The sequence below is a fragment of the Mesorhizobium sp. B4-1-1 genome, assembly GCF_006439375.1.
Classification (GTDB): Bacteria; Pseudomonadota; Alphaproteobacteria; order Rhizobiales; family Rhizobiaceae; genus Mesorhizobium.
In genome coordinates this window covers 40850-63327 of sequence record NZ_VFTH01000023.1, presented here as the reverse complement: position 1 = coordinate 63327, position 22478 = coordinate 40850, and the positions used below count along the sequence as shown (strand labels likewise).

19 protein-coding genes are annotated in these 22478 nt (G+C 63.3%); 8 read left to right on the top strand and 11 right to left on the bottom strand.

Annotation, left to right across the window (positions count from 1 at the left end; translation table 11 throughout):
• Positions 1 to 19: 19 nt before the first annotated feature.
• Together FJW10_RS25380 and FJW10_RS25375 are read left to right on the top strand one after the other, a co-directional pair.
• Positions 20 to 1018, top strand: a complete 999-nt coding sequence (locus FJW10_RS25380; protein ID WP_095819786.1) for a GlxA family transcriptional regulator — start codon at positions 20 to 22, stop codon at positions 1016 to 1018.
• 88 nt (positions 1019 to 1106) lie between these two features.
• Positions 1107 to 2756, top strand: coding sequence for a VWA domain-containing protein (locus FJW10_RS25375; RefSeq protein WP_140833634.1), 1650 nt, complete (start codon positions 1107 to 1109; stop codon positions 2754 to 2756).
• A gap of 62 nt (positions 2757 to 2818) precedes the next feature.
• On the opposite strand, the gene edd is transcribed toward FJW10_RS25375, so the two are convergent.
• The 3 genes from edd to zwf are packed head-to-tail and all read right to left on the bottom strand — an operon-like array spanning position 2819 to position 6869.
• Positions 2819 to 4642 (bottom strand): phosphogluconate dehydratase, encoded by a 1824-nt coding sequence (gene edd, locus FJW10_RS25370; RefSeq protein WP_140833632.1) that lies wholly within the window; start codon positions 4640 to 4642, stop codon positions 2819 to 2821.
• Between the two features lie 59 nt (positions 4643 to 4701).
• Positions 4702 to 5418, bottom strand: a complete 717-nt coding sequence (gene pgl, locus FJW10_RS25365) for a 6-phosphogluconolactonase (protein ID WP_140902106.1) — start codon at positions 5416 to 5418, stop codon at positions 4702 to 4704.
• Positions 5400 to 6869: a glucose-6-phosphate dehydrogenase gene (zwf, locus tag FJW10_RS25360; RefSeq protein WP_140782724.1), complete on the bottom strand. Its 1470-nt coding sequence runs from the start codon at positions 6867 to 6869 to the stop codon at positions 5400 to 5402. The genes pgl and zwf overlap by 19 nt, the downstream gene beginning before the upstream one ends.
• 306 nt (positions 6870 to 7175) lie before the next feature.
• Between zwf and FJW10_RS25355 the strand changes: the two genes are divergently transcribed.
• Entirely contained in the window at positions 7176 to 7922 is a 747-nt protein-coding gene (locus FJW10_RS25355) for an SDR family oxidoreductase (protein WP_140902104.1), read from the top strand.
• A 105-nt stretch (positions 7923 to 8027) separates the two neighbouring features.
• Positions 8028 to 9347, top strand: a complete 1320-nt coding sequence (locus tag FJW10_RS25350; RefSeq protein ID WP_140902102.1) for a Mur ligase family protein — start codon at positions 8028 to 8030, stop codon at positions 9345 to 9347.
• On the opposite strand, the gene FJW10_RS25345 is transcribed toward FJW10_RS25350, so the two are convergent.
• The 5 genes from FJW10_RS25345 to FJW10_RS25325 all read right to left on the bottom strand — a co-directional run bounded on the left by FJW10_RS25345 (position 9331) and on the right by FJW10_RS25325 (position 15067).
• A complete protein-coding gene (locus tag FJW10_RS25345; RefSeq protein WP_140902100.1) occupies positions 9331 to 10221 on the bottom strand; it encodes an SH3 domain-containing protein in 891 nt (296 codons plus the stop codon). The genes FJW10_RS25350 and FJW10_RS25345 overlap by 17 nt on opposite strands.
• A gap of 247 nt (positions 10222 to 10468) precedes the next feature.
• Entirely contained in the window at positions 10469 to 11755 is a 1287-nt protein-coding gene (locus FJW10_RS25340) for an FAD-binding oxidoreductase (protein ID WP_140902099.1), read from the bottom strand.
• Positions 11756 to 11765: 10 nt separating this feature from the next.
• Positions 11766 to 13199 (bottom strand): glutamine synthetase family protein, encoded by a 1434-nt coding sequence (locus FJW10_RS25335; protein WP_140647700.1) that lies wholly within the window; start codon positions 13197 to 13199, stop codon positions 11766 to 11768.
• Between the two features lie 70 nt (positions 13200 to 13269).
• Entirely contained in the window at positions 13270 to 14280 is a 1011-nt protein-coding gene (locus FJW10_RS25330) for an ATP-grasp fold amidoligase family protein (protein WP_140902098.1), read from the bottom strand.
• Positions 14273 to 15067 (bottom strand): class I SAM-dependent methyltransferase, encoded by a 795-nt coding sequence (locus tag FJW10_RS25325; protein WP_140902096.1) that lies wholly within the window; start codon positions 15065 to 15067, stop codon positions 14273 to 14275. The genes FJW10_RS25330 and FJW10_RS25325 overlap by 8 nt, the downstream gene beginning before the upstream one ends.
• Before the next feature lie 115 nt (positions 15068 to 15182).
• Between FJW10_RS25325 and FJW10_RS25320 the strand changes: the two genes are divergently transcribed.
• Positions 15183 to 15890 carry an HAD family hydrolase gene (locus tag FJW10_RS25320; protein ID WP_140902095.1) on the top strand — a complete coding sequence of 236 codons (708 nt, stop codon included), beginning with the start codon at positions 15183 to 15185 and terminating at the stop codon, positions 15888 to 15890.
• A 15-nt stretch (positions 15891 to 15905) separates the two neighbouring features.
• Here the strand turns inward: FJW10_RS25320 and FJW10_RS25315 are convergent, their stop codons facing one another.
• The 3 genes from FJW10_RS25315 to aceA all read right to left on the bottom strand — a co-directional run bounded on the left by FJW10_RS25315 (position 15906) and on the right by aceA (position 18166).
• Complete coding sequence (locus FJW10_RS25315; protein ID WP_140902126.1) at positions 15906 to 16355, bottom strand: response regulator; 450 nt, start codon at positions 16353 to 16355, stop codon at positions 15906 to 15908.
• Between the two features lie 224 nt (positions 16356 to 16579).
• Positions 16580 to 16822, bottom strand: coding sequence for a hypothetical protein (locus tag FJW10_RS25310; protein WP_027168360.1), 243 nt, complete (start codon positions 16820 to 16822; stop codon positions 16580 to 16582).
• Positions 16823 to 16876: 54 nt separating this feature from the next.
• Entirely contained in the window at positions 16877 to 18166 is a 1290-nt protein-coding gene (gene aceA / locus FJW10_RS25305) for an isocitrate lyase (protein WP_140902093.1), read from the bottom strand.
• Between the two features lie 251 nt (positions 18167 to 18417).
• Here aceA and FJW10_RS25300 point away from each other — a divergent pair, with 251 nt between their 5' ends.
• The 3 genes from FJW10_RS25300 to FJW10_RS25290 all read left to right on the top strand — a co-directional run bounded on the left by FJW10_RS25300 (position 18418) and on the right by FJW10_RS25290 (position 22472).
• On the top strand, positions 18418 to 19860 hold the full coding sequence (locus FJW10_RS25300; protein WP_140902092.1) for an XRE family transcriptional regulator: 1443 nt from the start codon (positions 18418 to 18420) through the stop codon (positions 19858 to 19860).
• A gap of 211 nt (positions 19861 to 20071) precedes the next feature.
• Positions 20072 to 21037 (top strand): DMT family transporter, encoded by a 966-nt coding sequence (locus FJW10_RS25295; RefSeq protein WP_140902091.1) that lies wholly within the window; start codon positions 20072 to 20074, stop codon positions 21035 to 21037.
• A gap of 337 nt (positions 21038 to 21374) precedes the next feature.
• Positions 21375 to 22472: a polyamine ABC transporter substrate-binding protein gene (locus FJW10_RS25290; protein WP_140833604.1), complete on the top strand. Its 1098-nt coding sequence runs from the start codon at positions 21375 to 21377 to the stop codon at positions 22470 to 22472.
• Positions 22473 to 22478 lie beyond the last annotated feature (6 nt).

The following is a 22478-nucleotide window of genomic DNA, read 5'->3' as shown; positions in this document are numbered from 1 at the left end:
TTTTGAGAAAGCCTTTGCATTGCCGAACCTGACTGCTCCCGTTGAACGGCCGATCACGAACGATCCCGTTCAGGGCGGCCGTCAGTTCGGTTTTCTGCTGGTCGACAAATTCTCGATGTTCTCGCTGGCGGCGGCTATCGACTGCTTCCGTTCGGCGAACCGCCTGCTCGGCCGCGATTTCTATGGCTGGACGACGATTTCGGCCGATGGCGACGCGGTGATGGCCTCGAACGGCCTGCCGCTGAAGATCGACTATTCGGTCGCCGACATGCCACCGGTCGACATCCTGTTCGTCTCGGTCGGGCTCACCACCGAATTCCCCGGCAAGAGCAAGGTGCTGGCCGCGCTGCGCAGCTGGGGCCGGCGCGGCAACGCGCTGGGCGCGCTTTCGGTCGGCTCCTATCTTTTGGCCGAGGCCGGACAGCTCGATGGCTATCGCTGCACGATCCATTGGGAGAACCGCGCCGGCTTCATGGAGCGTTTCCCCGACATCAACTGCACCGGCAATGTCTTCGAGATCGACCGCAAGCGCTACACCTGCGCCGGCGGCACCACCTCGATCGACCTGATGCTGGAGATCGTGCGCGGCGATTTCGGCTCCAACCTCGCCAACGGCGTCGCCAACCAGTTCCAGCACGAGCGCATACGCTCGGCCGGCGACCGCCAGCGCGTCGGACCGGAGCGCGACCTCACCGGAAAGTCGGAAAAGCTCAGGCGCATCGTCGAATTGATGGCCGACCATCTCGACGAGCCGCTGTCGGCGGTGCAGCTTGCCAAGTCGGCGGGGCTGTCGGTGCGCCAGGTCGAGCGCCTGTTCCTGCGCCATTTGAGCGTGACGCCTGGCCGCTACTATATGCGGCTGCGGCTCGAACGCGCGCGCGAATTGCTGCGCCAGACCAACATGCCGATCCTCGACGTGGCGATCGCCACCGGCTTCACCTCGCATTCCTATTTCGCGCAGAGCTACCGGCTGCAATTCGGCCGTCCGCCATCGGAAGAGCGGCGCACCACTTATTGAGTGACTTCGCCGGCCATCGGACTTGTCTCCGAATGCCGCGTCAAATAGCTTTCGCAACGCGGACGAGGGCTACTCTCAGGAGATTTCCATGGCGGGACTGATACGGAGCGTCGCTGCGGCGCTCCTGCTTTTGTCGATGACCAGTTTCGGCTTTGCCGCCAACAAGGTCATCATCATCCTCGATGCATCAGGCTCGATGTGGGCTCAGATCGACGGCAAGCCGAAGCTGGAGATCGCGCGTGAATCGCTGCGAACGGTGCTGCAGTCGGTTCCGGCCGACGACGAGATCGGCTTCATGGCTTATGGCCATCGCACCAAAGGCAGCTGCGACGACATCGAGCTGATCGTGCCGCCGCAAGCCGGTTCCGCCAGCGCCATCTCGTCAGCGGCCGACAGTATGAAATTCCTCGGCAAGACGCCGCTCACGGCCGCCGTCAAGCAGGCCGCCGGGGCGCTGAAATACACCGAGGACAAGGCGACGGTGGTGCTGATCACCGACGGTCTGGAGACCTGCGGCGGCGATCCTTGCGCGCTCGGCAAGGAGCTGAAGGAAAGCGGGGTCGACTTCACAGCCGATGTCGTCGGCTTCGGCCTGACCGCCGACGAGGGCAAGAAGATCGCCTGCCTCGCCGAAAACACCGGCGGCAAATACATCCAGGCCTCCGACGAGAAAGCGCTGCAGGAAGCTCTGGTCGAGACCGTCGCGGCTCCGGCGCCGGCTCCCGAACCAGCGCCGGCTCCTGCGCCGACGGCAGCTGAGATCGACTACAATCTCGTCCCGAAAGCGCCGCTGAAGGAGGGTGGCGAGGCGCCGAAGTCCGACGTCTACTTTGAAATCTTCAAGGACGACGCCAAGGGCGTCGGCGGCGAGCACGTCGACTACGGCTATAACACCGTCAAGTTCCACCTCGCCGCCGGCAACTATATCGTCGTTGCCACCAGCGGCGCCGCCAGGGCCGAGCAGAAGGTCTCGCTCACGGCCGACAAGGCGGCGGAGCCGGCGCTCAACCTGAACGCAGCGGAGATCTCCATCCACGCGCGGCCGGCGCCGGGCGCCGATATCGACCGTGGGGCGCAGATCAGCATCGCCTATCCAGGCGGCACGTCGGACGCCAATTTCGGCGAGGTCAGGTATGTCGTCCCGACCGGCGAGACCAAGGTCAGCGTCAGGCTGGGAGCCGGCGAGGCGAGCGAGACGATGCAGCTCGTCGCAGGCCAGGTCGTCGACAAGGACATGATCGTCGGCGTCGGCAAGGCCAAGGCCAACGCCTTCTACACTCAGGGCGGCGAAAAGACCGGGGCGGACGTGTCCTGGAAGGTCTACAAGGCGGCCAAGAAGCTCGACGGCACCCGCGATCAGGTGACCTACGCCTATGGTCCCGACAGCCAGTTCGACCTGCCGCCCGGCGACTACGTGATGGGCGTCGACGTGCAGGCCGTGTCCACCGAGCAGCCTTTCAGCGTGACGGTCGGACAGATGACCGATGTCAACGTGACGCTGAATGCCGGTGTCGTGGCAGTCGACGCGCCCGGCGCGGACGGCTTCAAGATCTTCGAGGCCAAGAAGAACATCCAGGGCGAGCGCAAGCAGGCGACCTACGCCTACGGCGAGAAGATGCAGACCACGCTTGCCGCGGGCGACTACGTGCTGGTGACCAACTTCACCACCGACAAGGCCGACAAGGAGACGCCTTTCACCATTAAGGCCGGCGAGCGCAACGAACTCACCGTCCAGTAGGCACTGCGATCAGGACAAAAAAGGGCGGCCTCGAGCCGCCCTTTTTTATTGAAGTCAGAAGATCAGGCGTTGCCGAAAGCGGCGGCGCCATGGTCGGCGCGGCCGACCAATTGCCGGAAGCCGGCGAACAACTCACGGCCGAAGCCGAACTCGTTGCCGATGAGATCGGCTTCGGCCGTACGGCGCAGCGCGAATTCCGTCCCCGGCACCAGCACTTCCAGCGTGCCTGCATCGGCGTCGAGCCGGATGACGTCGCCGTCATGGATCCTGGCGATCGGTCCATCCTCGACCGCTTCCGGCGTCACGTGGATCGCCGCCGGCACCTTGCCGGAGGCGCCCGACATGCGCCCGTCGGTGACCAGCGCCACGCGCTGGCCGCGATCCTGCAGGATGCCGAGCACCGTGGTCAGCTTGTGCAGTTCCGGCATGCCGTTGGCCTTCGGGCCCTGGAAACGGATGACGGCGATGAAATCGCCGGTCAGCGTACCGGCCTTGAAGGCGTCGTTCAGCGCCTGCTGGCTGTCGAACACCTTTGCCGGCGCCTCGATGACGCGGCGTTCCGGTTTCACGGCAGAGGTTTTGATCACGGCGTGACCGAGATTGCCGCCCAGCACTTTCAGGCCGCCCGTCGGTTGGAACGCCTTCTTGAACGGCGCCAGCACCTTCTCGTCGCCGCTCTGCGGAGGTGCTGCCTCGCGCACGACACTGCCGTCGTCGCCAAGCCGCGCCTCGACGGCATAGGGCCGCAGGCCTTGGCCCCACACCGTCTGCACGTCCTCGTGCAACAGGCCTTCGTCGAGCAGTTCGCGGATCAGGAAGCCGAGCCCGCCAGCGGCATGGAAATGGTTCACGTCGGCAAGCCCGTTCGGATAGACGCGCGCCAAGAGCGGCACCGCTTCCGACAGGTCGGAAATGTCCTGCCAGGTCAGTGCGATGCCGGCGGCGGCGGCCATCGCGATCAGATGGATCGTGTGGTTGGTCGAGCCGCCGGTGGCATGCAGGCCGACGACGCCGTTGACGATCGAGCGCTCGTCGATCATGCGCCCGACCGGCGTATAGGCGTTGCCGAGCGCGGTGATCGCCAGCGCCCGCTTCGCCGCTTCCCTCGTCAGCGCGTCGCGCAGCGGCGTGCCCGGATTGACGAAGGAGGCGCCGGGCGTGTGCAGGCCCATGATCTCCATCAGCATCTGGTTCGAGTTGGCGGTGCCGTAGAAGGTGCAGGTGCCAGGCCCGTGATAGGATTTGGACTCGGCCTCGAGCAGCTCGGCGCGGCCGACCTTGCCTTCGGCATAAAGCTGGCGGATCTTGGCCTTCTCGTCATTCGCGAGGCCCGTCGTCATCGGCCCGGCGGGGATGAAGACTGTGGGCAGATGGCCGAAGGTGAGCGCCGCGATCACCAGCCCGGGCACGATCTTGTCGCAGACCCCGAGGAACACGGCCGCGTCGAACATGTTGTGCGACAGGCCTATCGCCGCAGCCATGGCGATCACGTCGCGCGAGAACAGCGACAGCTCCATGCCGGGCTGGCCTTGCGTGACGCCGTCGCACATCGCCGGCACGCCGCCGGCGACTTGAGCAATGCCGCCCGCTTCCCGCGCGGCTTCCTTGATCAGCGCCGGGAACGTCTCGAAGGGCTGATGCGCCGACAGCATGTCGTTGTAGGAGGTGATGATGCCGAGGTTCGGCACGCGGTCGCCGCCGAGCGCGATCTTTTCGGACGGGCTGCACACGGCAAAGCCGTGGGCGAGGTTGCCGCAGCCCAGCACCGCGCGGTTGGCGGTACGGCTGGAAGCCTCCGCGATGCGGCCGAGATAGGTTTCGCGGCCGGCTTTCGAACGTTGGCGGATGCGTTCCGTGATGGCTTCGATATCGCGTCTGGCTGTCATGGTCCGTCCTTTCGAGCCCGGCAACGTCCTCCCAGCGCCGTCGGGCCGTCATGTTGCAATCAGGGTGCCCAGAACACCTCTATTGGTCTCGGCGCCGCCTCGAGCACTCTGCGGATGGGCTTCTTCGCGCCAGGACCCATCGCGCCGTTGAACGCGGCGCGCTTGTCCTCGCCTTCGATATGGAGCGCGACGAAGCCGGCGGCGACGATGCGCGCCATCGATAGCGTCAGCCGCGGCTCGCCGCCGCTTGCCGCATGCACCGGCAGCACGATCCGTCGCGAGGCAGGGTCGAGCAATTCCTCGAGGTTGCCGGCATCGGGAAAGAACGAGGCCGTATGACCGTCGCCGCCCATGCCGAGGATCACCACGTCCAGCGGCCAGGGCAGCGCCTGCAGTGCTTCGCTGTCCGCCGCGGCTGCGTCCTCGATGCTTGCCGCCTCATGGTAGAGCGGCACGAAGCGTGCCGCGGCTGCCTTGTTCTGGAGCAGGTTCGCCGCCACCAGCCCGGCATTCGAGCGCGGCGAGGATGGCGGCACGAAGCGCTCGTCGACCAGCGTCACGGTGACCTTGTCCCAGGCGATCGGCGCGGTCGACAGCGCGGCGAAGAGCTTCGCCGGCGTGGTGCCGCCGGACACCGCGAGCAGCGAGGTGCCGCGTTCCGAGATGGCGTCGCTCAGCCGGTCGGCAACCTGCCCGGCAAGCGCCGTCGCCAGGTCCTGGCGATCGGCAAAGCCGTTCCAGCCGTAACGGACTTCGCTCAATTGCTCTCGTGCCATGTCCGTCCGTCACGTTCGATCAAGGCAATCGAGGCCGACGGCCCCCAGGTTCCGGCCGTGTAGCCCTGAGCTTCCTGCCTGGCGCTTTCCCAGGCGTTCTGGATCGGGTCGATCCACTTCCAGGCCGCTTCGACCTCGTCGCGGCGCATGAACAGTGTCTGGTTGCCGCGCACCACATCCATGATCAGTCGCTCATACGCGTCCGGCGCGCGTCCCTGGAAGGACTGCGCGAAGCTCATGTCGAGCGAGATTTGGCGCAGCCGCATGCCGCCCGGTCCCGGGTCCTTGATCATGATGTACTGCTTGACGCCTTCGTCCGGCTGCAGCCGGATCACCAACTGGTTGGCGAAGATCGGCCCAGCGCTCTCGCCGAAGATCGAATAGGGTATCGGCTTGAACTCAATGACGATTTCCGAGACGCGGGTGGCGAGCCGCTTGCCAGTCCTCAGGTAGAACGGAACTCCGGCCCAGCGCCAGTTGCCGATCTCGGCCTTGATGGCTACGAAGGTCTCGGTGTTGCTGTCCTTGCCGAGTTCCTCGACATAGCCCTTGACCGGACCGCCCGCCGAGGCGCCGGCGCGATACTGGCCGCGCACCGTGTGCTTGGGCGCTTCGTTGCCGTTGATGCGCTTCAGTGCCCTGAGCACCTTCAGCTTCTCGTCGCGGACGGCGTCGGCATCCATCGACGACGGCGTCTCCATGGCGACCAGGCAGAGCAACTGAAGCATATGGTTCTGCACCATGTCGCGCAGCGCACCTGCCTTGTCGTAGTAGGTGACGCGATCTTCGAGCCCCACTGTTTCGGCGACCGTGATCTGGACATGGTCGATCTGGGCCGAGTTCCATAACGGCTCGTAAAGCGCGTTGGCAAAGCGCAGCGCCATCAGGTTCTGCACCGTTTCCTTGCCGAGATAGTGATCGATGCGGAAGATCTGGCTTTCGTGGAAATCGTCACCCACCGCGTCATTGAGCGCCCGCGCCGAGGTGAGGTCGCGGCCGATCGGCTTCTCCAGCACGATGCGCGAGCTCGGCGTGATCAGCTTGTGCTCCTTGAGCTGGTGCGAAATGTCGCCGAACAGCGCCGGCGCCACCGCGAGGTAGAAGGCGCGGATGCGGTCGCTGTCGCCGATTGCCTTCTTGAGTTTATCGAAGCCCGTGCCGGTAGTCGCGTCCGCCGAGACATAGGAAAGCCTGGCCAGGAAGCTCTCCAACTCCTTGGCGTCGATATCGGCCGGCTTCACATGCTGCGATATCGCCTTCTTGGCGAAGGCTTGGAATTCGGCATCGGTCATTTTGGCGCGCGAGGTGCCGATGATGCGCGTCGGCTCGGAGAACTGATGGCCGCACTGGCGATAGTAGAGCGATGGCAGGAGCTTGCGTTCCGACAGGTCGCCGGTGCCGCCGAAGATGATGAAGTCGAAGGGATCGACAGGGATGATCTGGCTGGTCATGGTCAGTCCGATTTGATGCCGAGCGCCGGCAGCGTGGTTGGTATATTCTAATCGATTTAAATTTTCCAGTGCCATGGTGTCACATGCGAGGACCAATCGCTTGCACTTGCATCGGTCCACATGTTTCCCGACACTCGCGCCGCCGGCAGGCCCGTTGGGCAAGCCATGGCTTCCGGAAGCGTTCGCGGCTGCAGCATAGAACGCGAATGTGACGAAAGCTAAGGGAGATGTAGCCTGGCTCGCGGTGGGCCGGGCGGCAGGTGGACAAGTCACGTCGAGCTGCGGAATCCAATGAGCGGGAAAACCATGCGTCTGGAAAACAAGGTCGCCGTCATCACCGGTGCCGCGTCGGGCTTCGGCGAAGGCATGGCCAGGCGCTTTGCCGAAGAGGGCGCGCGCGTGGTCGTCGCCGACCTCAACGCCAGGGGCGCCCAGCGGGTGGCCGAAGAGATCGGCGAGAGCGCCATATGGACCCAGACCGACGTTTCCCTGCGCTCCGAATTCGACGAGATGATCTATGCCGCCAAGAGCGCCTTCGGTCGCATCGACATCATGGTCAACAATGCGGGCTTCACCCATCGCAACGGCGACATGCTCGGCATCGATGAGGAAACCTTCGACCTGATCACCGCGGTCAACATGAAGGCGATCTACCACGCGGCGCTTGCCGTCGTGCCGATCATGGACCGGCAGGGAGGCGGCGTCATCCTGACCACGGCCTCGACGGCCGGGCTTCGGCCGAGGCCAGGCCTGACCTGGTATAACGCCTCCAAGGGCTGGGCGATCACCGCCACCAAGTCGATGGCGGTCGAACTGGCGCCGAAGAACATCCGCGTCAACTGCCTCTGCCCGGTCGCCGGCGAGACCGGCATGCTGGAGAAGTTCATGGGCGCCGACACGCCGGAGATCCGGGAAAAATTCCGCGCCTCGATCCCTCTCGGCCGGCTTTCGACGCCGCTCGATATCGCCAACGCGGCGCTGTGGCTGGCCTCGGATGAAGCCGCCTTCATCACCGGCGTGGCGCTGGAGGTCGACGGCGGCCGCTGCATCTGAGCCGCTTCAGGTGGCGCATGGCAGCTTTATGCGCGGTCAAGCCGAGTCCCATTTGACTTCATGGTCCGTCAAAACGATAACGGATCGGCGTAGGGGAATTGGCGCGTGGTTAAGGTCAGGCTGCGTGAAATTCGCAATGATCTGGGCTGGCGATTGCGTCGCTATCGGGCAAACCGTGCGCGTGCCCAAAGCAAGGCTGTCTTCATCGGGATAACCGGCAGTTCCGGCAAATCGACGGCAACCAGCTTGCTTGGGCATATCCTGGCCGGTCACGGCACGGTCCATACGCAAGTTCTGGCCAACACGCTCAACGCACTGGTCCGCACGCTCTACAAGCGCATGAAACGCGCGGGCGAAGTCGACTACGTCGTCTTCGAAGCCGGCGCGTATGAGCCCGGTTCGATCCGAGGCATGGCGCAAATGCTGAAGCCGGACGTCGCGCTCGTGACGATGATCCGCCTGGAGCATGTCGGCAAGTTCAGGACGCTGGAAGCTGTTGCGCGGGAAAAACGGGCGCTGGTCGATGCGTTGGAGCCCGGCGGACTCGCGATCTTGAACGCCGACGACCCGCATGTGCTTGACATGGCTTCGGGCGCAAGGTGCCGCGTCGCGACTTTCGGTCAGTCCGAGGCCGCGGACTATCGTGTAACAGACATCCATGCCGCCTATCCGGACCTGCTCAGATTTTCGCTTCGACGGCACGGTGGCGACATACACATGCAGACACCATTCCCCGGCGAGCACTTCTGGCTGCCGACAGCCGCCGCCGTCGTCACGGCGCTGGAACTTGGTGTTCCACCGGAGAAAATCGCCGCAAGGACCGCATCCTTCGAACCTCTGGCCAACCGTTGTACGGTGCTGGTGACCGATCGGGGTCCACAGTTCATCGTCGATGCTGTCAAAGCGCCCTGGCATTCGCTGAACATTGCGTTCGAGATGATGGCCAAAGCGAAGGCCGTTCGTAAACGGATCGTCGTCGGACAGATTTCCGACTACACCGGTTCGTCGAGAAAGTATGGCACGGCTTATGGTATCGCCCGCGACATCGCCGACGAGGTCATCTTCACCGGCGACAATGCCCATCGCTCGCGCGCCAGCCAAGCCGACCGCGACAGCGGCCGTTTCGTCGAACTTCGCACCCCGAAGGAAGTCTCGGACCAAATCAAGCGGACGGCCGTTCCCGGAGAACTGATCCTGCTGAAGAGCTCATCCAATCTCCATCTGGAAAGGATCGCGCTGGCCTGGACGCATGACGTCAGATGCTGGATTCCGGCATGCGGCAAGAAAGAGAGTTGTCAGGCTTGCGGCCTCTACGAAGTGCCGTTCAAGGAACACAGATCCTTCCTCGCCAATCGCCGGCTTCAGCGCAGACGGCGTCGCTTTGAATGGCTGCTTGGTGGGTCAAGCCTTATGCGCCGGTCTTGATGTAGCTTTTGTAGATCCAGCCGTGCTTGCCGTTATAGACGATCTCGCACCATTGCTTGCAATTCATCACCTGCACCGATGCCTTGGCCGGCACCGTGGCGATTGCGGCGGCACCTTTCTTCGGGCCTGAGCGCATGGTCACAGCTCTCAAGACGCGCCCGTTTGCGGCCGCGTTGGCTCTTTGAGCTTTCGGCTCAGGCTGTGCCGAGCTGTCCGTCGCTGCCGGCTGCGGATCTGGAACCTGCGGCTTGGCTTCAGGAATAGCGGCGGTTTGGGCGCCGTCCATCGTGTCGCCCGGCTTCTTCGCGGCCGCTGCTGTCTCGCTGGCGGAACCGGCGACCTGCGACAGCGCGTTCGCGGCGTCGTTCTCGGCATCGGCCTCGGCAAAGGCCGTATCGGTCGATTGCGCGGGGGCCGTGTCGGCGGCCTGCTTGAATGGAGCTGGCTGGTTCTCGGCCGGGGCAGGTGGCGTCTTGGCATCGGAAGCCGTCCAGCGAGGGTTGTTTGATGCCAAGGCCGGAATGTTGGCTTCGCGGGCCGCCGTCGTGGGCGTCACCGCATCCCCCTTGCGCGCGGCCTGCGGCGCCGTCGCCACAGTGACCGCCGCTGCCGCCGGAGCGACTTTCGTGGTCTTCACCGGAATTGTCGGAACGATCTGCGCGGCATTTGCCGCAGTCACTTGCCGGTCACTGCCCGGAACGCACAGCCACAGCGCCACCGCGGCCACGCCGAGCAGCGCGGCGGTGCCGACCGCTGCAATGACCAGATGCGCGTTCGACTGTACCTTCTGCCAGAAGGATGGCCGTACGTTATAGCCGAACTGCATTGTAAAGCGCTGCCGTTCCGGCGCGCCGAAACTGAAGGGCTCGTTCACTCAAACCACCTCCAACAAGCGGGCCGACGTTCTTTCGATCATTGCCGTAAGGATCGGCATCGGTCCCTAAATCACTGCGGACAAGGTCCGCGAAGTCCCCGGATTTTCGCCCATAATTGCATCTTTTACTGCTGATTATGGCATGAGTGAGCCAATTTGCGAAATTCTGCGCGCCTGTTAAGGCTTCCACAACCTGCCGCGTGGAAGTCGCCGGCTCGAATCGGCGGCTTCGGCTGGGCCTGCGGCTTCAAATCCTGTCGCGCAGCGCGAACCAGTTGAGGGCAAGAAACAAGAGCGGCGCGCGAAATCGGCGACCGCCGGGGAAGGCGGGGATTTTCAAATCCTCGATCAGTTTCAGCCGGTCGCGATTGCCGGCAACGGTCTCGGCATAGAGCTTGCCGAAGAAGTTCGACAGCATGACGCCGTGGCCGGAATAGCCGCCTATCGAGATCACCTTCGGCATCACCTCGCGCACGAACGGCTTTCTCGGCACCGTGATGCCGACATAGCCGCCCCAGCCATGCGTGATCTCGACATCCTTCAGGTCCGGGTAGAGCTCGGCGATCTGCCTGCGGATGTGGATATGGATGTCCTTCGGGTCGTTGACGGCATAGACCTCGCGGCCGCCGAACAGGAGCCGTCCGTCTTTCGACTTGCGGAAATAGCGCACCACGAAGCGGGAATCGTCGACCGACTCGCCACCCGGCAGCACTTTGGAGGCCGCGCCGAGCGGCACGGTCGCGCCGATGAAGGAACCGATTGGCATGATGTGCGCCGCGCTCACCGGCTCCAGATTGCCGCCATAGGCGTTGACAGCGATCATGCATCTGTCGGTGGTAATCCTGCTCTTGGGCGTCGTGACCGTCACCTTGCCGCCGTTGGAAAAAATGCCGGTGGACGGTGTCTGCTCGAAGAGATGCGCGCCGGCCGCCGCGGCCACTTTCGCTGTGCCGATCACCAGCTTCAGCGGGTGGATGTGGCCCGTGCCGGTGTCGCGTGTGCCGCCGAAATAGCGCGCCGAGCCCAGCCGCTGCGCTGTCTCCGCCGCGTCCATGAAGCTGACATGCGGATAGCCGAAGCGGTTCGCCATGATCTCGGCATGGCGCTTGTAGTCGTCGACATAGCGCCGCTTGTGCGCCACCGACAATTGGCCCGGCATATAGTCGATCTCGATGGCATTGGCGGCGGCGAAGTCGAACAGATGCGCCTTGGCTTCTTCAGCCATGTCGAACAGCGCCCTGGCGCGGGAGAGGCCGTACTCGGCCTCCAGTTCCTCGGCCCAGGCGCGCTGCCCGGTGCCGAGCTGGCCGCCATTGCGCCCCGACGCGCCGTCGCCGAAACGATAGGCTTCGATCAGGACGACATTCGCGCCGGCTTTGGCGAGATGAGCCGCAGCCGAGAGGCCAGTGAAGCCGCCGCCAATAATGACGACGTCACATTGGCGATCACCATCTAGCGAAGGGTATTCGGGCCGAGGCCCGGCCGTATCCTCGTACCACGAGCGGCCCGGGGAAATGGGAGACTGATAGGGCATGATCAGTGCCCTATACGTTCAACAAGAGATACTCCCGCTCCCACGGGCTGATCACTTCCATGAAGGTCTCGAACTCGGCGCGCTTGATCGCGGTGTAGGTGGCGGCGAACGATTTGCCGAGGATGGCGCCGAGCTCCTTATCGTCCTCGAACAGGCCGACGGCCTCCAGAAGACCACGCGGCAGGTCGATTTCATCCGCATTGGCGGTCGTCAGCACCGGCGGTTCCGCCTTGATCTTGTTGCTCATGCCGACTAGCCCGCATGCAAGCGAGGCCGCCAGCGCCAGATAGGGGTTGGCGTCGGAGGACGGGATGCGGTTTTCAACGCGTCGCGCCGCCGGATCCGAGCGCGGCACGCGGAAGGCGGTGGTGCGGTTGTCATAGCCCCATTTGTTGTTGACCGGAGCCGAAGCCTGCTGCGTCAGCCGGCGGTAGGAATTGACGTAGGGCGCGAACATCACCAGCGCGTTCGGCACATGCTTCTGCATGCCGCCGATGAAGTGGAAGAACGCATCGGTCTCCGAGCCGTCCTCGGCCGAGAAGATGTTCCTGCCGGTCTTCTTGTCGACGACCGACTGGTGGATATGCATGGCCGAGCCAGGCTGCCCCTGGATTGGCTTTGCCATGAAGGTGGCGTAGATCTCGTGCTTCAGCGCCGCCTCGCGGATGGTGCGCTTGAACATGAAGACCTGGTCGGCGAGCTCGATCGGATTGCCGTGGCGCAGATTGATCTCGAGCTGGCCGGCGCCTTCCTCATGGATCAGCGTGTCGATCTCCAGGCCTTGCCGTTCCGAGAAATGGTAGATGTCGTCGATCAGTTCGTCGAATTCGTTGACGCCGGCGATCGAATAGCCGGCGCCGCCGCCGATCGGCCGTCCCGAACGCCCGACCGGCGGCGTCAGCGGATAGTCCGGATCGGGGTTCTTGCGCACCAGGTAGAATTCGATCTCGGGCGCCACCACCGGTCTCAACCCGCGCTCGTCATAGGCGGCCAGCACGCGCTTCAGCACGTTGCGGGGCGTGAATTCGACCGAGCGGCCGTCCTGGTGAACGAGATCGCAGATGACCGCTGCCGTCGGGTCCTCTTCCCAGGGCACGACGGTCAGCGTCGAAAGATCGGGCAGCAGCTTCAGGTCGCCGTCGTCCTCGGGGTAATGGAAGCCGTTGCCGTCCTCGGGATAGCCGCCGGAGATCGTCGTCATGAACACGGCCGAAGGCAGCGCCAGCGAGGTGTTGGAAGTGAATTTCTTCGACGGCATCATCTTGCCGCGGGCGACGCCCGCCTGATCGGGCGTGATGCACTCGATGTCCTCGATGCCGCGCCATTCGAGCCAGGCGCTGGCTTCCTTCCAGTTCTTCACACCGCGCTGGTTTTTCAGGAATGCAGGCGTGCGGGCGCGCCCCCCCCGGCTTGACGGACGGACTTCCTTTTTTTCAGGCGGCATCATTCACCAGATTGTGTTGCGGATTTCGAAGTATAGCCGGGCGCCATGGGGGAAGGGAAGGGGAGGCGGTTTACGCGACAGCGCTTCGCAATTGTCGAACGTCACCCGAACCGGCTTCCGGCTGCGTTTCTTCGAGCCTCCGCCGCAACGCCGACGCATAAAGTCTTCGCCAGCCTTTTTGCGGCGCGCTGAGAAACCACGATTGCCGCAAATCCCAACTGTGACGAGACAGATCACGCAGTTCTACGTTTGTTATTCCCTTTCCGGAGAGCGGGTAGACGGCGAACTCGGAGAAAAAGATCTCGCCGTTTAGCGCGTAGAGATCACATCGCATCCGATCGAACGGCGCGGAGAGCTTCTCCGCAATTTCGCACATGCGTGAAAATGTCTTCGGCAGTGGTGCCTCGACCCAGGCGGCACCGCTGTCCGACGATGGAGAGATATAGCGCCCGTCTCTCTGGTAATGCCCCTTGCGCTCCTCGCCCTGATTGTTACGGCTGGCTGCGTAAACATATTCCGTGACCTCGCCCGAGACATGAAACTTGTATTCCGTGCCAATGGGCTCGCCGCGATCCATCAGCATCTCCTCCACCAGAATGCAGCGAACGGTATCCTTGTATGCCCATTCTCCGAAGCGCTTGCCAAAGCGGCGGCGTACCCAGCGGGATGTACGCCTATGCAGTCTGGCCTTATCGACTTCTCCGTTGCGGACCATGATGTTCCATCGGCAGCCGTGATTGGCCTTGACCACGACATTACCGAGAAGGACATCGGGAGGAATGAGAGCGGCATCGCTGCCCGACCACAGCACCTTGGCCGTCTTCAATTCGGGGCAAACGGACAATGCATAGGCCTTCGAGGCGAGCTTATCGCAGGCGAGGGTGAACAGTGGATTGCGGTCGAACAGCTTTCGCCACAAGAACTTGTCGACATAGGTGACCGGCATGGCGGGATCCGGCAGAACGCGGCTATCTTTGTAGGTGTGCCAGCAAACAAAAGGATGGCGCGCAAAACACCACATCCGCGTCAGGTCTATTACCAGGCGGTCGACAGTCCGGCTTGAAACTGCCTTGCTAATCAAGATTCTCGCCCGCTGCTTTTGACCTTCGTCGCTTGAGAATGATGTCCCTGGTCATGGTTTGCGAAACGGAGGTGCGGCCGGTGACCTGGAGCCGCGGATCCAAGGCATCTTCGGCCCTGTCGGCCCAGAGCCGGCCGAGCGAACAGGGATCCCAGACGATGATCGTCACGTCTTCAGGCGCGGTATCGGCAACCCGTGCCACGACGGCGGCCTTCGGCGATACCATGTTGGCGATGTAGACCACTTGCGCATTGGCGTAGTCGTAATCGAGGCCGTTGCAAAGTTCGGCGCGGATTCGTGGGTAGCCCAGCTTTGCCGCAAGTACATTGGCCGTTTCCACGGCTTCGGGGACGATATCCAGCCCAATGATTTGCCGGATCGTGGTTTGGTCGTGGAAACGAAACATGGTGAAAGGCCGTCCGCCGCAGCCGACCATCACCACCTGCTGGCAGCCGCGAAAATCGAGGCGGTTGAAAACTTCATTCAGCCGGTTGTAAGCGTAGTTCGAGGACATGAGGCCGATATTGGTGCTTTTCGGCGCCACGGTTTGAAAGGAAACCGGTCCATCGGCATCCTGCTGCAAGAGCAAGGCGATCTCGGCGACGTCTTGCGCGTGGACCATTTTTCGGAATGCCTCGGTGAGCGCCGGCTTGTGGGCAAAGAATTCCGGATGGCTTGCGAGCAACGCATCGCCAGTCTCGTGACCCATGCCGAGCCCGAGTTCTCGAAGCGCCATGACGAGCTCGATCGGATCGCTGTCCTGGGAGCTTTCCAGGATACGCTCCAACTCGCCTTTCCATGAATTCAGCATGCACCCCCGCGCTCTACCGATCTCCAGCTAGAGCTAGCAGTACCCGGCAAACGCGTCTACACCACGCGTTCGTGAGGAGGATGACGTGACAATGTCCGCTCTTACCACAATCGGTTTCGATGCCGACGACACGCTGTGGCAGAACGAACAGTTCTTCCGCATGACCGAACAACGCTTCCTCGCCATGCTTGCCGAGCATGGCGATGCAAGCCGGATTTCGGCGAACCTGCTTGAGGCGGCAAAACGCAACCTCGGCCTCTACGGCTTCGGCATAAAGAGCTTCACGCTGTCGATGATCGAGACGGCGATCGAGGTTACCGAAGGCCGTGTTCCGGCCTCGACCATCGCGGAAATCCTGGCTGCCGGACGCGACATGCTCAGCCACCCGATCGAGCCGCTGCCCCATGCGCGCGAGACGGTCGAGAAGCTCGCCGGCAACTATCGCCTGGTGCTGATCACCAAGGGCGACCTCATGGACCAGGAGCGCAAGCTTGCACAATCGGGACTGGGCGAGTTCTTCGACGCCGTCGAGATCGTCAGCGACAAGAGCGCCGCCACCTATGCCCGTATCTTCAGCCGCCATGGCGACGGACCGCAGAGGAGCATGATAGTCGGCAACTCGCTCAGGTCGGACGTGGTCCCGGCCATCGAAGCCGGCGGCTGGGGTATTTATGTCCCGCATGAATTGACCTGGGCGGCCGAGCATGCCGAGGCGCCGGTCGCGGCGCCGCGTTTCCGCGAGATCGCCGACCTGAGCGAGTTGCCCGCGCTGATCGAAAGCATCGCCGCTGCAGGCTGACCAGATTAGGGGGCCTTAGCCGCGCCCGACCAGGCGATCGACCACCGGTTGCAGCCTCTCGGGCGTGATCGGCTTGGCAACCACCGCATCGACCACGCTCGACAGGCCGAGGCTTTCCGGCGTGCCACTCCTGGTTGAAAGCAGGATCACCGCGGGCAACGGTTTGCCCGAGGCGCGCCGCAGCGCGTCGATCGCCGACATCAGCCGGTCGCAATCCTTGTTGTCCGGGCCGCCGTCCAGGATGACGGCGCCGGGCAGTTGGCCGTTCAGCGTCTTCTCGGCGGCCTCGGGCGGTTCCGAGATCGGCTTCAGTCCCGATTTCTCGACGATTTTCGACACCACGACGCGGTTGATCGACGATTTTCCGACGACGAGCACTTTGGAAAAATCCGCCGCGGTCGCGCCAGTTCGGGCTGTCAGTTTCGGGTGTTTTTCGGAGTGGTCGTCATGGTCGGCGGGACACATCGGCGGGCTGGCACTCTGGTTCAATGCAGGGTTGAAACCTGAGGCACAATTGGGTGAGATCGCGGCCGGTGTCAAGCTGAAACGGTCGAGGTCGAAAATATAGCAAGAAATTCCGAGATTCAGAGAAAGTCGTACCCTTGACGGTGAAGGCAAACCGAAAAAAGACGATAGTCTCCCGAACGTATAGCGCGCGGGAGACTATCGCCAAGACTGTTGACGTTACGTCAAGTGTGGCTCTGCTGGGTAACGATCACCGGGATCAAAAGATCTCCCCAGTTGCCGTCGCCGCCATGGTGCCTGGCCGAGCGCACCAGTTCCACCGAGACGCCGGCCTCGACCGCCTTCATGACGGACTGGTTGAGTCGGTGCAGATCGTTGGCGAGCATGCGGATCGTCGCCTGCTGGTCGACGCTCATCGCGCTCGATTGTTCTTCTGCCCTTTCCTTGACACGGCTTATCGATGCCATTGCTCTTCTCCTCTATGTAGATGCCCTGCGGGCGTTTCCTCTGGTTGTTATCCGTTACTCGGCCGCCGGCCTGAACTGGGCGTGCTCGGTCGATTCATGCATGGCGGTGGTCGAAGACTGGCCGCCGGTGATCGCCATCGACACGGCGTCGAAATAGCCGGTGCCGACCTCGCGCTGGTGCTTGGTCGCGGTATAGCCGTTGGCCTCCGCCGCGAACTCGGCCTCCTGCAGTTCCGAATAAGCGGCCATCTGCCGGTCCTTGTAGCCGCGCGCCAGCTCGAACATACCGAAGTTCAACTGGTGGAAGCCGGCCAGCGTGATGAACTGGAACTTGTAGCCCATCGCCCCGAGCTCCCTCTGGAACTTCGCGATCGTCGCGTCGTCGAGGTTCTTCTTCCAGTTGAAGGACGGCGAACAATTGTAGGCGAGCAGCTTGCCCGGATGGTGCTTGTGCACACCCTCGGCGAATTTCCTGGCCTGCGCCAGATCAGGCTTCGACGTCTCGCACCAGATCAGGTCGGCATGCGGCGCATAGGCCACGGCGCGCGCGATGCAAGGCTCGATGCCGTTCCGCACATTGTAGAAGCCCTCGACCGTGCGGCCGGCGTCGTAGTCGACGAAGGGCCGGTCGCGCTCGTCGATATCGGAGGTCAAAAGCTTCGCCGCCTCGGCGTCCGTGCGCGCCACGACCAGCGTCGGCGTGCCCATGACGTCGGCCGCAAGGCGTGCCGCGTTGAGGTTGCGGATATGCGCCGCCGTCGGGATCAGCACCTTGCCGCCGAGATGGCCGCATTTCTTTTCCGACGCCAACTGGTCCTCATAGTGGACGCCTGCGGCGCCGGCTTCGATGAAGGCCTTCATGATCTCGAAGGCGTTGAGCGGCCCGCCGAAGCCGGCTTCGGCATCGGCCACGATCGGCGCGAACCAGGTCTCGACCGATAGCCCGCTGCCTTCGGACGTCTCGATCTGGTCGGCGCGCTGCAAGGTGCGATTGATGCGCTTGACGAGTTCCGGCGCCGCATTGGCCGGGTAAAGCGACTGGTCCGGATACATCGCCGAGGCGGTGTTGGCGTCGGCGGCCACCTGCCAGCCCGAGAGATAGATCGCCTTCAGCCCGGCCCGAACCTGCTGCATGGCCTGGTTGCCCGACATGGCGCCCAGCGCGTTGACGAAGTCCTCCTCGTGGATGAGCTTCCAGAGCCGGTTCGCGCCCATCTCGGCCAACGTCTGGCGAACCTGCACGGAGCCGCGCAACCGCTTCGCATCCTCTGGCGAATAGGGACGCTCGATGCCGTCGAACCGGCCTTCCGGCGCGGAGGGGACGAGGTTGTAAAAATCGGTCATTGGTCACTCCGGATCGTTTGGAAACTGCTTCAGCGCTACATCGCAAGCATGTAGCCTTGCGAGGTCTGCGTGTGACATCATTTACATTGCAGCGCGAAAACGCCCAGAAAAACCACCTTTCGGCCCTGAAAATAAAGGAAAAGCTGTGTTGTCATTGACAAGCTATCTCTGTAAATTTGTCACGATTGTAAAAATGGCGTAGTGGACGCCGGACTCGATATCCATGTAAATTCTTGTCAAGGATGGCACGGATGGCCGACCAGAAGATCTTCGCCGGTCCGCGGCTGCGCCGGCTGCGCAACGCCAGAGGCCTGACCCAGACGGCGATGGCCGAGGGGCTTGGCATCTCGCCCTCCTACCTCAACCTGATCGAGCGCAACCAGCGCCCGCTGACGGTGCAGCTCATTCTCAAGCTGGCCTCCGTCTACAAGGTCGATCCGCATGAATTGCAAGGAGAGACGAAAGGCTCGATCGCGGCACTGCGCGAGGCGTTCAGCGATCCGCTTCTTGCCGGCGAACTCCCTGGCGATCAGGAACTGGTCGATCTCGCCGAGACCGCGCCGAACGCCTCGGCGGCGATGGTGAAACTGTTTCGCGCCTACCGCGAACAGGCTGAGCGCCTGTCGGACCTCAACCAGCTTCTGGCCAGGGAGGGCAGGGCAACCGCGCTGACCGGCACGCGCCTGCCTGCCGATGAAGTCCACGAAGTGTTCGAGCGCCGCCCGAACCACTTCGCTTCGCTGGAGGAGGAGGCGGATGCTTTCACATCGGTGCTCGAACCCGGCGACGACCTGTCCGGCGCGCTCAAGGCCTGGCTGAGGCGCGAGCACGGCATCGTCGTCAAGGTGCTGCCGGTCGCCACCATGCCCAACTGGCGCCGCCGTTACGACCGCCATTCGCAGCGCCTGTTCCTCTCCGAGCGGCTGTCGCCTTTCGACCAACTGCGCGAAGTCGCCATGGAGGCGAGCCTGATGCGGATGTCGGTGGCCATCGCGGGCGAGCTCCAGGCGCTGAAGCTCGGCACCGACGAGGCCCGGCGGCTCGCCCGCTTCGAGCTCGGCCGCTATGCCGCGCATGCGCTGATGATGCCCTATCAGGCTTTCCATGCGGCGGCCGTTCGCGCCCGCTACGACATCGACGTCTTGCGTTCCCGCTTCGGCGTCTCTTTCGAACAGGCGGCCAATCGACTGACCATGCTGCAGCGGCAGGGCGCATCGGGTGTGCCGTTCTTCATGCTGGAAGTCGACAATGCCGGGAACCGCTTCCGCAAGGCCGGCAGCCAGGGCTACCCGCAGAGCCGCTTCGGCGGCGGCTGCCCTAAGCTTCCGGTCCATGCGGCCTTCTCGCAACCGGGCCAGATCCTGGTCGAGGCGCTGGAAATGCCCGATGGCGCCGAGTTCCTGTGCATCACCCGCACGCTGGAAGGTCCGCAAGGCGCCTTCTCCGAACGGCCGCGGCGCACCGCGCTCTTGCTCGGCTGCGATATCGGCTTCCGCGACGAGATCGTCTATGGCGCGGCGCTGCCGGCCGGAGCCGCCAGCAAGTCCGGGCAAGGCTTCGCCACGCCGGTAGGCCCCGCCTGCCGGCTTTGCGAGCGCGTAGGCTGCCTTGCGCGCGCCGAGCCGCCGGTGACGCGCCCGCTCGGCCTCGACGAGATGGTGACGGGCCTCAGCGCCTTCGATTTTCAGGGATGATACGTCGCCCGAGCCTGCGCATCGGTTCTGGGGACTGACTGTATCAAAGTAAACCGCGGAGAGGTTGTCCTACATTTGAGCGAATGCTGGATCACGCATGGCTTTCCACTTTGCGCTACGCGATTGAGACAAAGTCCCGTCGTTTGAGACACAGCATCCCTGTTGTCCTTGGTGCATCGTGTCGAACGCAACTCGCTGACAAGTCATGTCCATGACCGATACCGCCCCGTCGCCTGTCGCCCCGTCGCCTGTCGCTTTGCCAGCCGTCTCGCCGCGCGAGGAGCGGATCGGCATGCTCCTGGTCTTCCTTTCGGCGCTTATGTGGAGCTTCGGCGGCACCATCGCCCGTTTCATCCATGTCGGCGACAGCTGGACGGTTGTGTTCTGGCGTTCGCTGTGGGCCGTGGCCTTTCTCATCGCCTTCATGCTGTGGCGCGACGGTTGGCGCGGTACCCTGAAACTCTTCCGGCATATGGGCCTGCCCGGCCTCGGCGTCGCCTTCTGCTTCGCCACCGCCTCGACCAGCTTCGTGGTGGCGCTTGCCTACACGACCGTCGCCAACATCCTCTTGATGCAGGCCGGCGTGCCGCTGCTGGCGGCGCTTCTTGCCTGGCTCCTGTTTCGCGAACGGGTCAGCCCGGCGACCTGGATCGCGATTGCCGCCGTCATCGCCGGCGTCGCCATCATGGTCTCGGAATCCCTGGGCGGCGCCGTCTCGCCGATCGGCGACGGCCTGGCGCTGCTGATCGCGGTCATGTTCTCGGTGGCAACCGTGATCACCCGGCGCTTTGCCCATGTGCGCATGGTGCCGGCCAATTGTCTCGCGGCGCTGCTCGCGGGCGCTTTCGCCGCTTCCCAGGCATCGGAGTTCGCGGTCTCCGGGCGCGACATGGGCTTCCTCTTCGCCTTCGGCGTCATCAATCTCGGCATCGGCCTCGCCTTTTTTGCCATGGGCGCGCGGCTGGTGCCGGCGGCGATTGCGGCGCTGCTCGGCACCTTCGAGCCGATCCTTGGGCCGATCTGGGTCTGGCTCGTCCATTCCGAAGTGCCGTCGGTGCGCACCATCATCGGCGGCGCGGTCGTGGTCACGGCGCTGCTCGTCCATATCGGCCTGGAGTTCAAGCGCCAGACGCGGCCGGCGCGTCCCGGCGTCACCGGCCTGCCGTCGCCCAATTGACGATAGGCAGCCTTCCCCATTGACAACCCAGTTGCCGGGCGGGCAGGCTGCGATTACGGCAACAACAAGACAGGCGTATCTTGCCAAGTGTCTCCGCCGGCCTGCTCGGGACCGGACAGCATCGTCATAGCTCTGCATACGCCGCGGTGAATGCCGTTGACGCCGCCCGGGTGCCTCGCCGGGAAGGCTGGAATGTCTCGAACCCTGATGCCGTGATCGAGCCTGGCGTGGACAGTTCACGCTTGTCGCTCTCAGGAAAGCTCAATAGTCTTAAACCAACGCCGCCCCGCCATATCGCGACGAGCCGGCGAGGGAACACTCACCAAAGGAGAACACCATGATCCGCAAAGCGCTCTGGCTTTCGGCGACGTCGGCATTTCTGACGCTTTTCACCTTAAGCGGCCATGCAGAAGACCGCGTCGTCAATGTCTATAACTGGTCGGACTATATCGACAGCTCGATCATCGAAGACTTCACCAAGAAGACCGGCATCAAGGTCGTCTACGACACCTTCGATTCCAATGAGATCCTGGAGACGAAACTGCTTGCCGGCGGCAGCGGTTATGACGTCGTCGTGCCGAGCGCCAACTTCCTGGCGCGCCAGATCCAGGCGGGCGTGTTCCAGAAGCTCGACAAGTCGAAACTGCCCAACATTTCCAACATGTGGGACGTCATTTCCGAGCGCACCGCCAAATACGATCCGGGCAACGAATATTCCGTCAACTACATGTGGGGCACGGTCGGCCTCGGCTATAACGTCAAGAAGGTGCAGACCGCGCTCGGCACCGACAAGATCGACAGCTGGGACGTCTTCTTCAATCCGGACAAGCTGGCCAAGCTGAAGGATTGCGGCGTGTACGTGCTGGACTCTCCGGCCGACATCATTCCCGCGGCGCTGAAATATCTCGGCCTCGATCCCAACAGCACCTCGCAGGACGATATTTCCAAGGCCGAGGAAGCGTTGCTGAAGGTCCGGCCCTATATCCGCAAGTTCCACTCGTCCGAATACATCAACGCTTTGGCCAATGGCGATATCTGCATGGCGATCGGCTGGTCGGGCGACGTCTTCCAGGCGCGCAACCGCGCCGAGGAAGCCAAACAGGGCGTCGAGATCGGCTATTCGGTGCCGAAGGAGGGCGCCCAGATGTGGTTCGACCAGATGGCGATCCCCGCTGACGCGCCGCATGTCGCCGAAGCGCTCGAGTTCATCAACTACATGATGACGCCCGAAGTCATCGCCAAGTCGTCGAACTACGTGCTCTACGCCAACGGCAACAAGGCCTCGCAGCAATTCATCGACAAGGCGATCCTGGAAGATCCTTCGGTCTATCCGGACGAAGAGACGACGAAGAAGCTGTACACGGTTGCGCCGTACGATCCCAAGACACAGCGCGTCATCACGCGCAGCTGGACCAAGATCGTCACAGGCCAGTAAGCATTG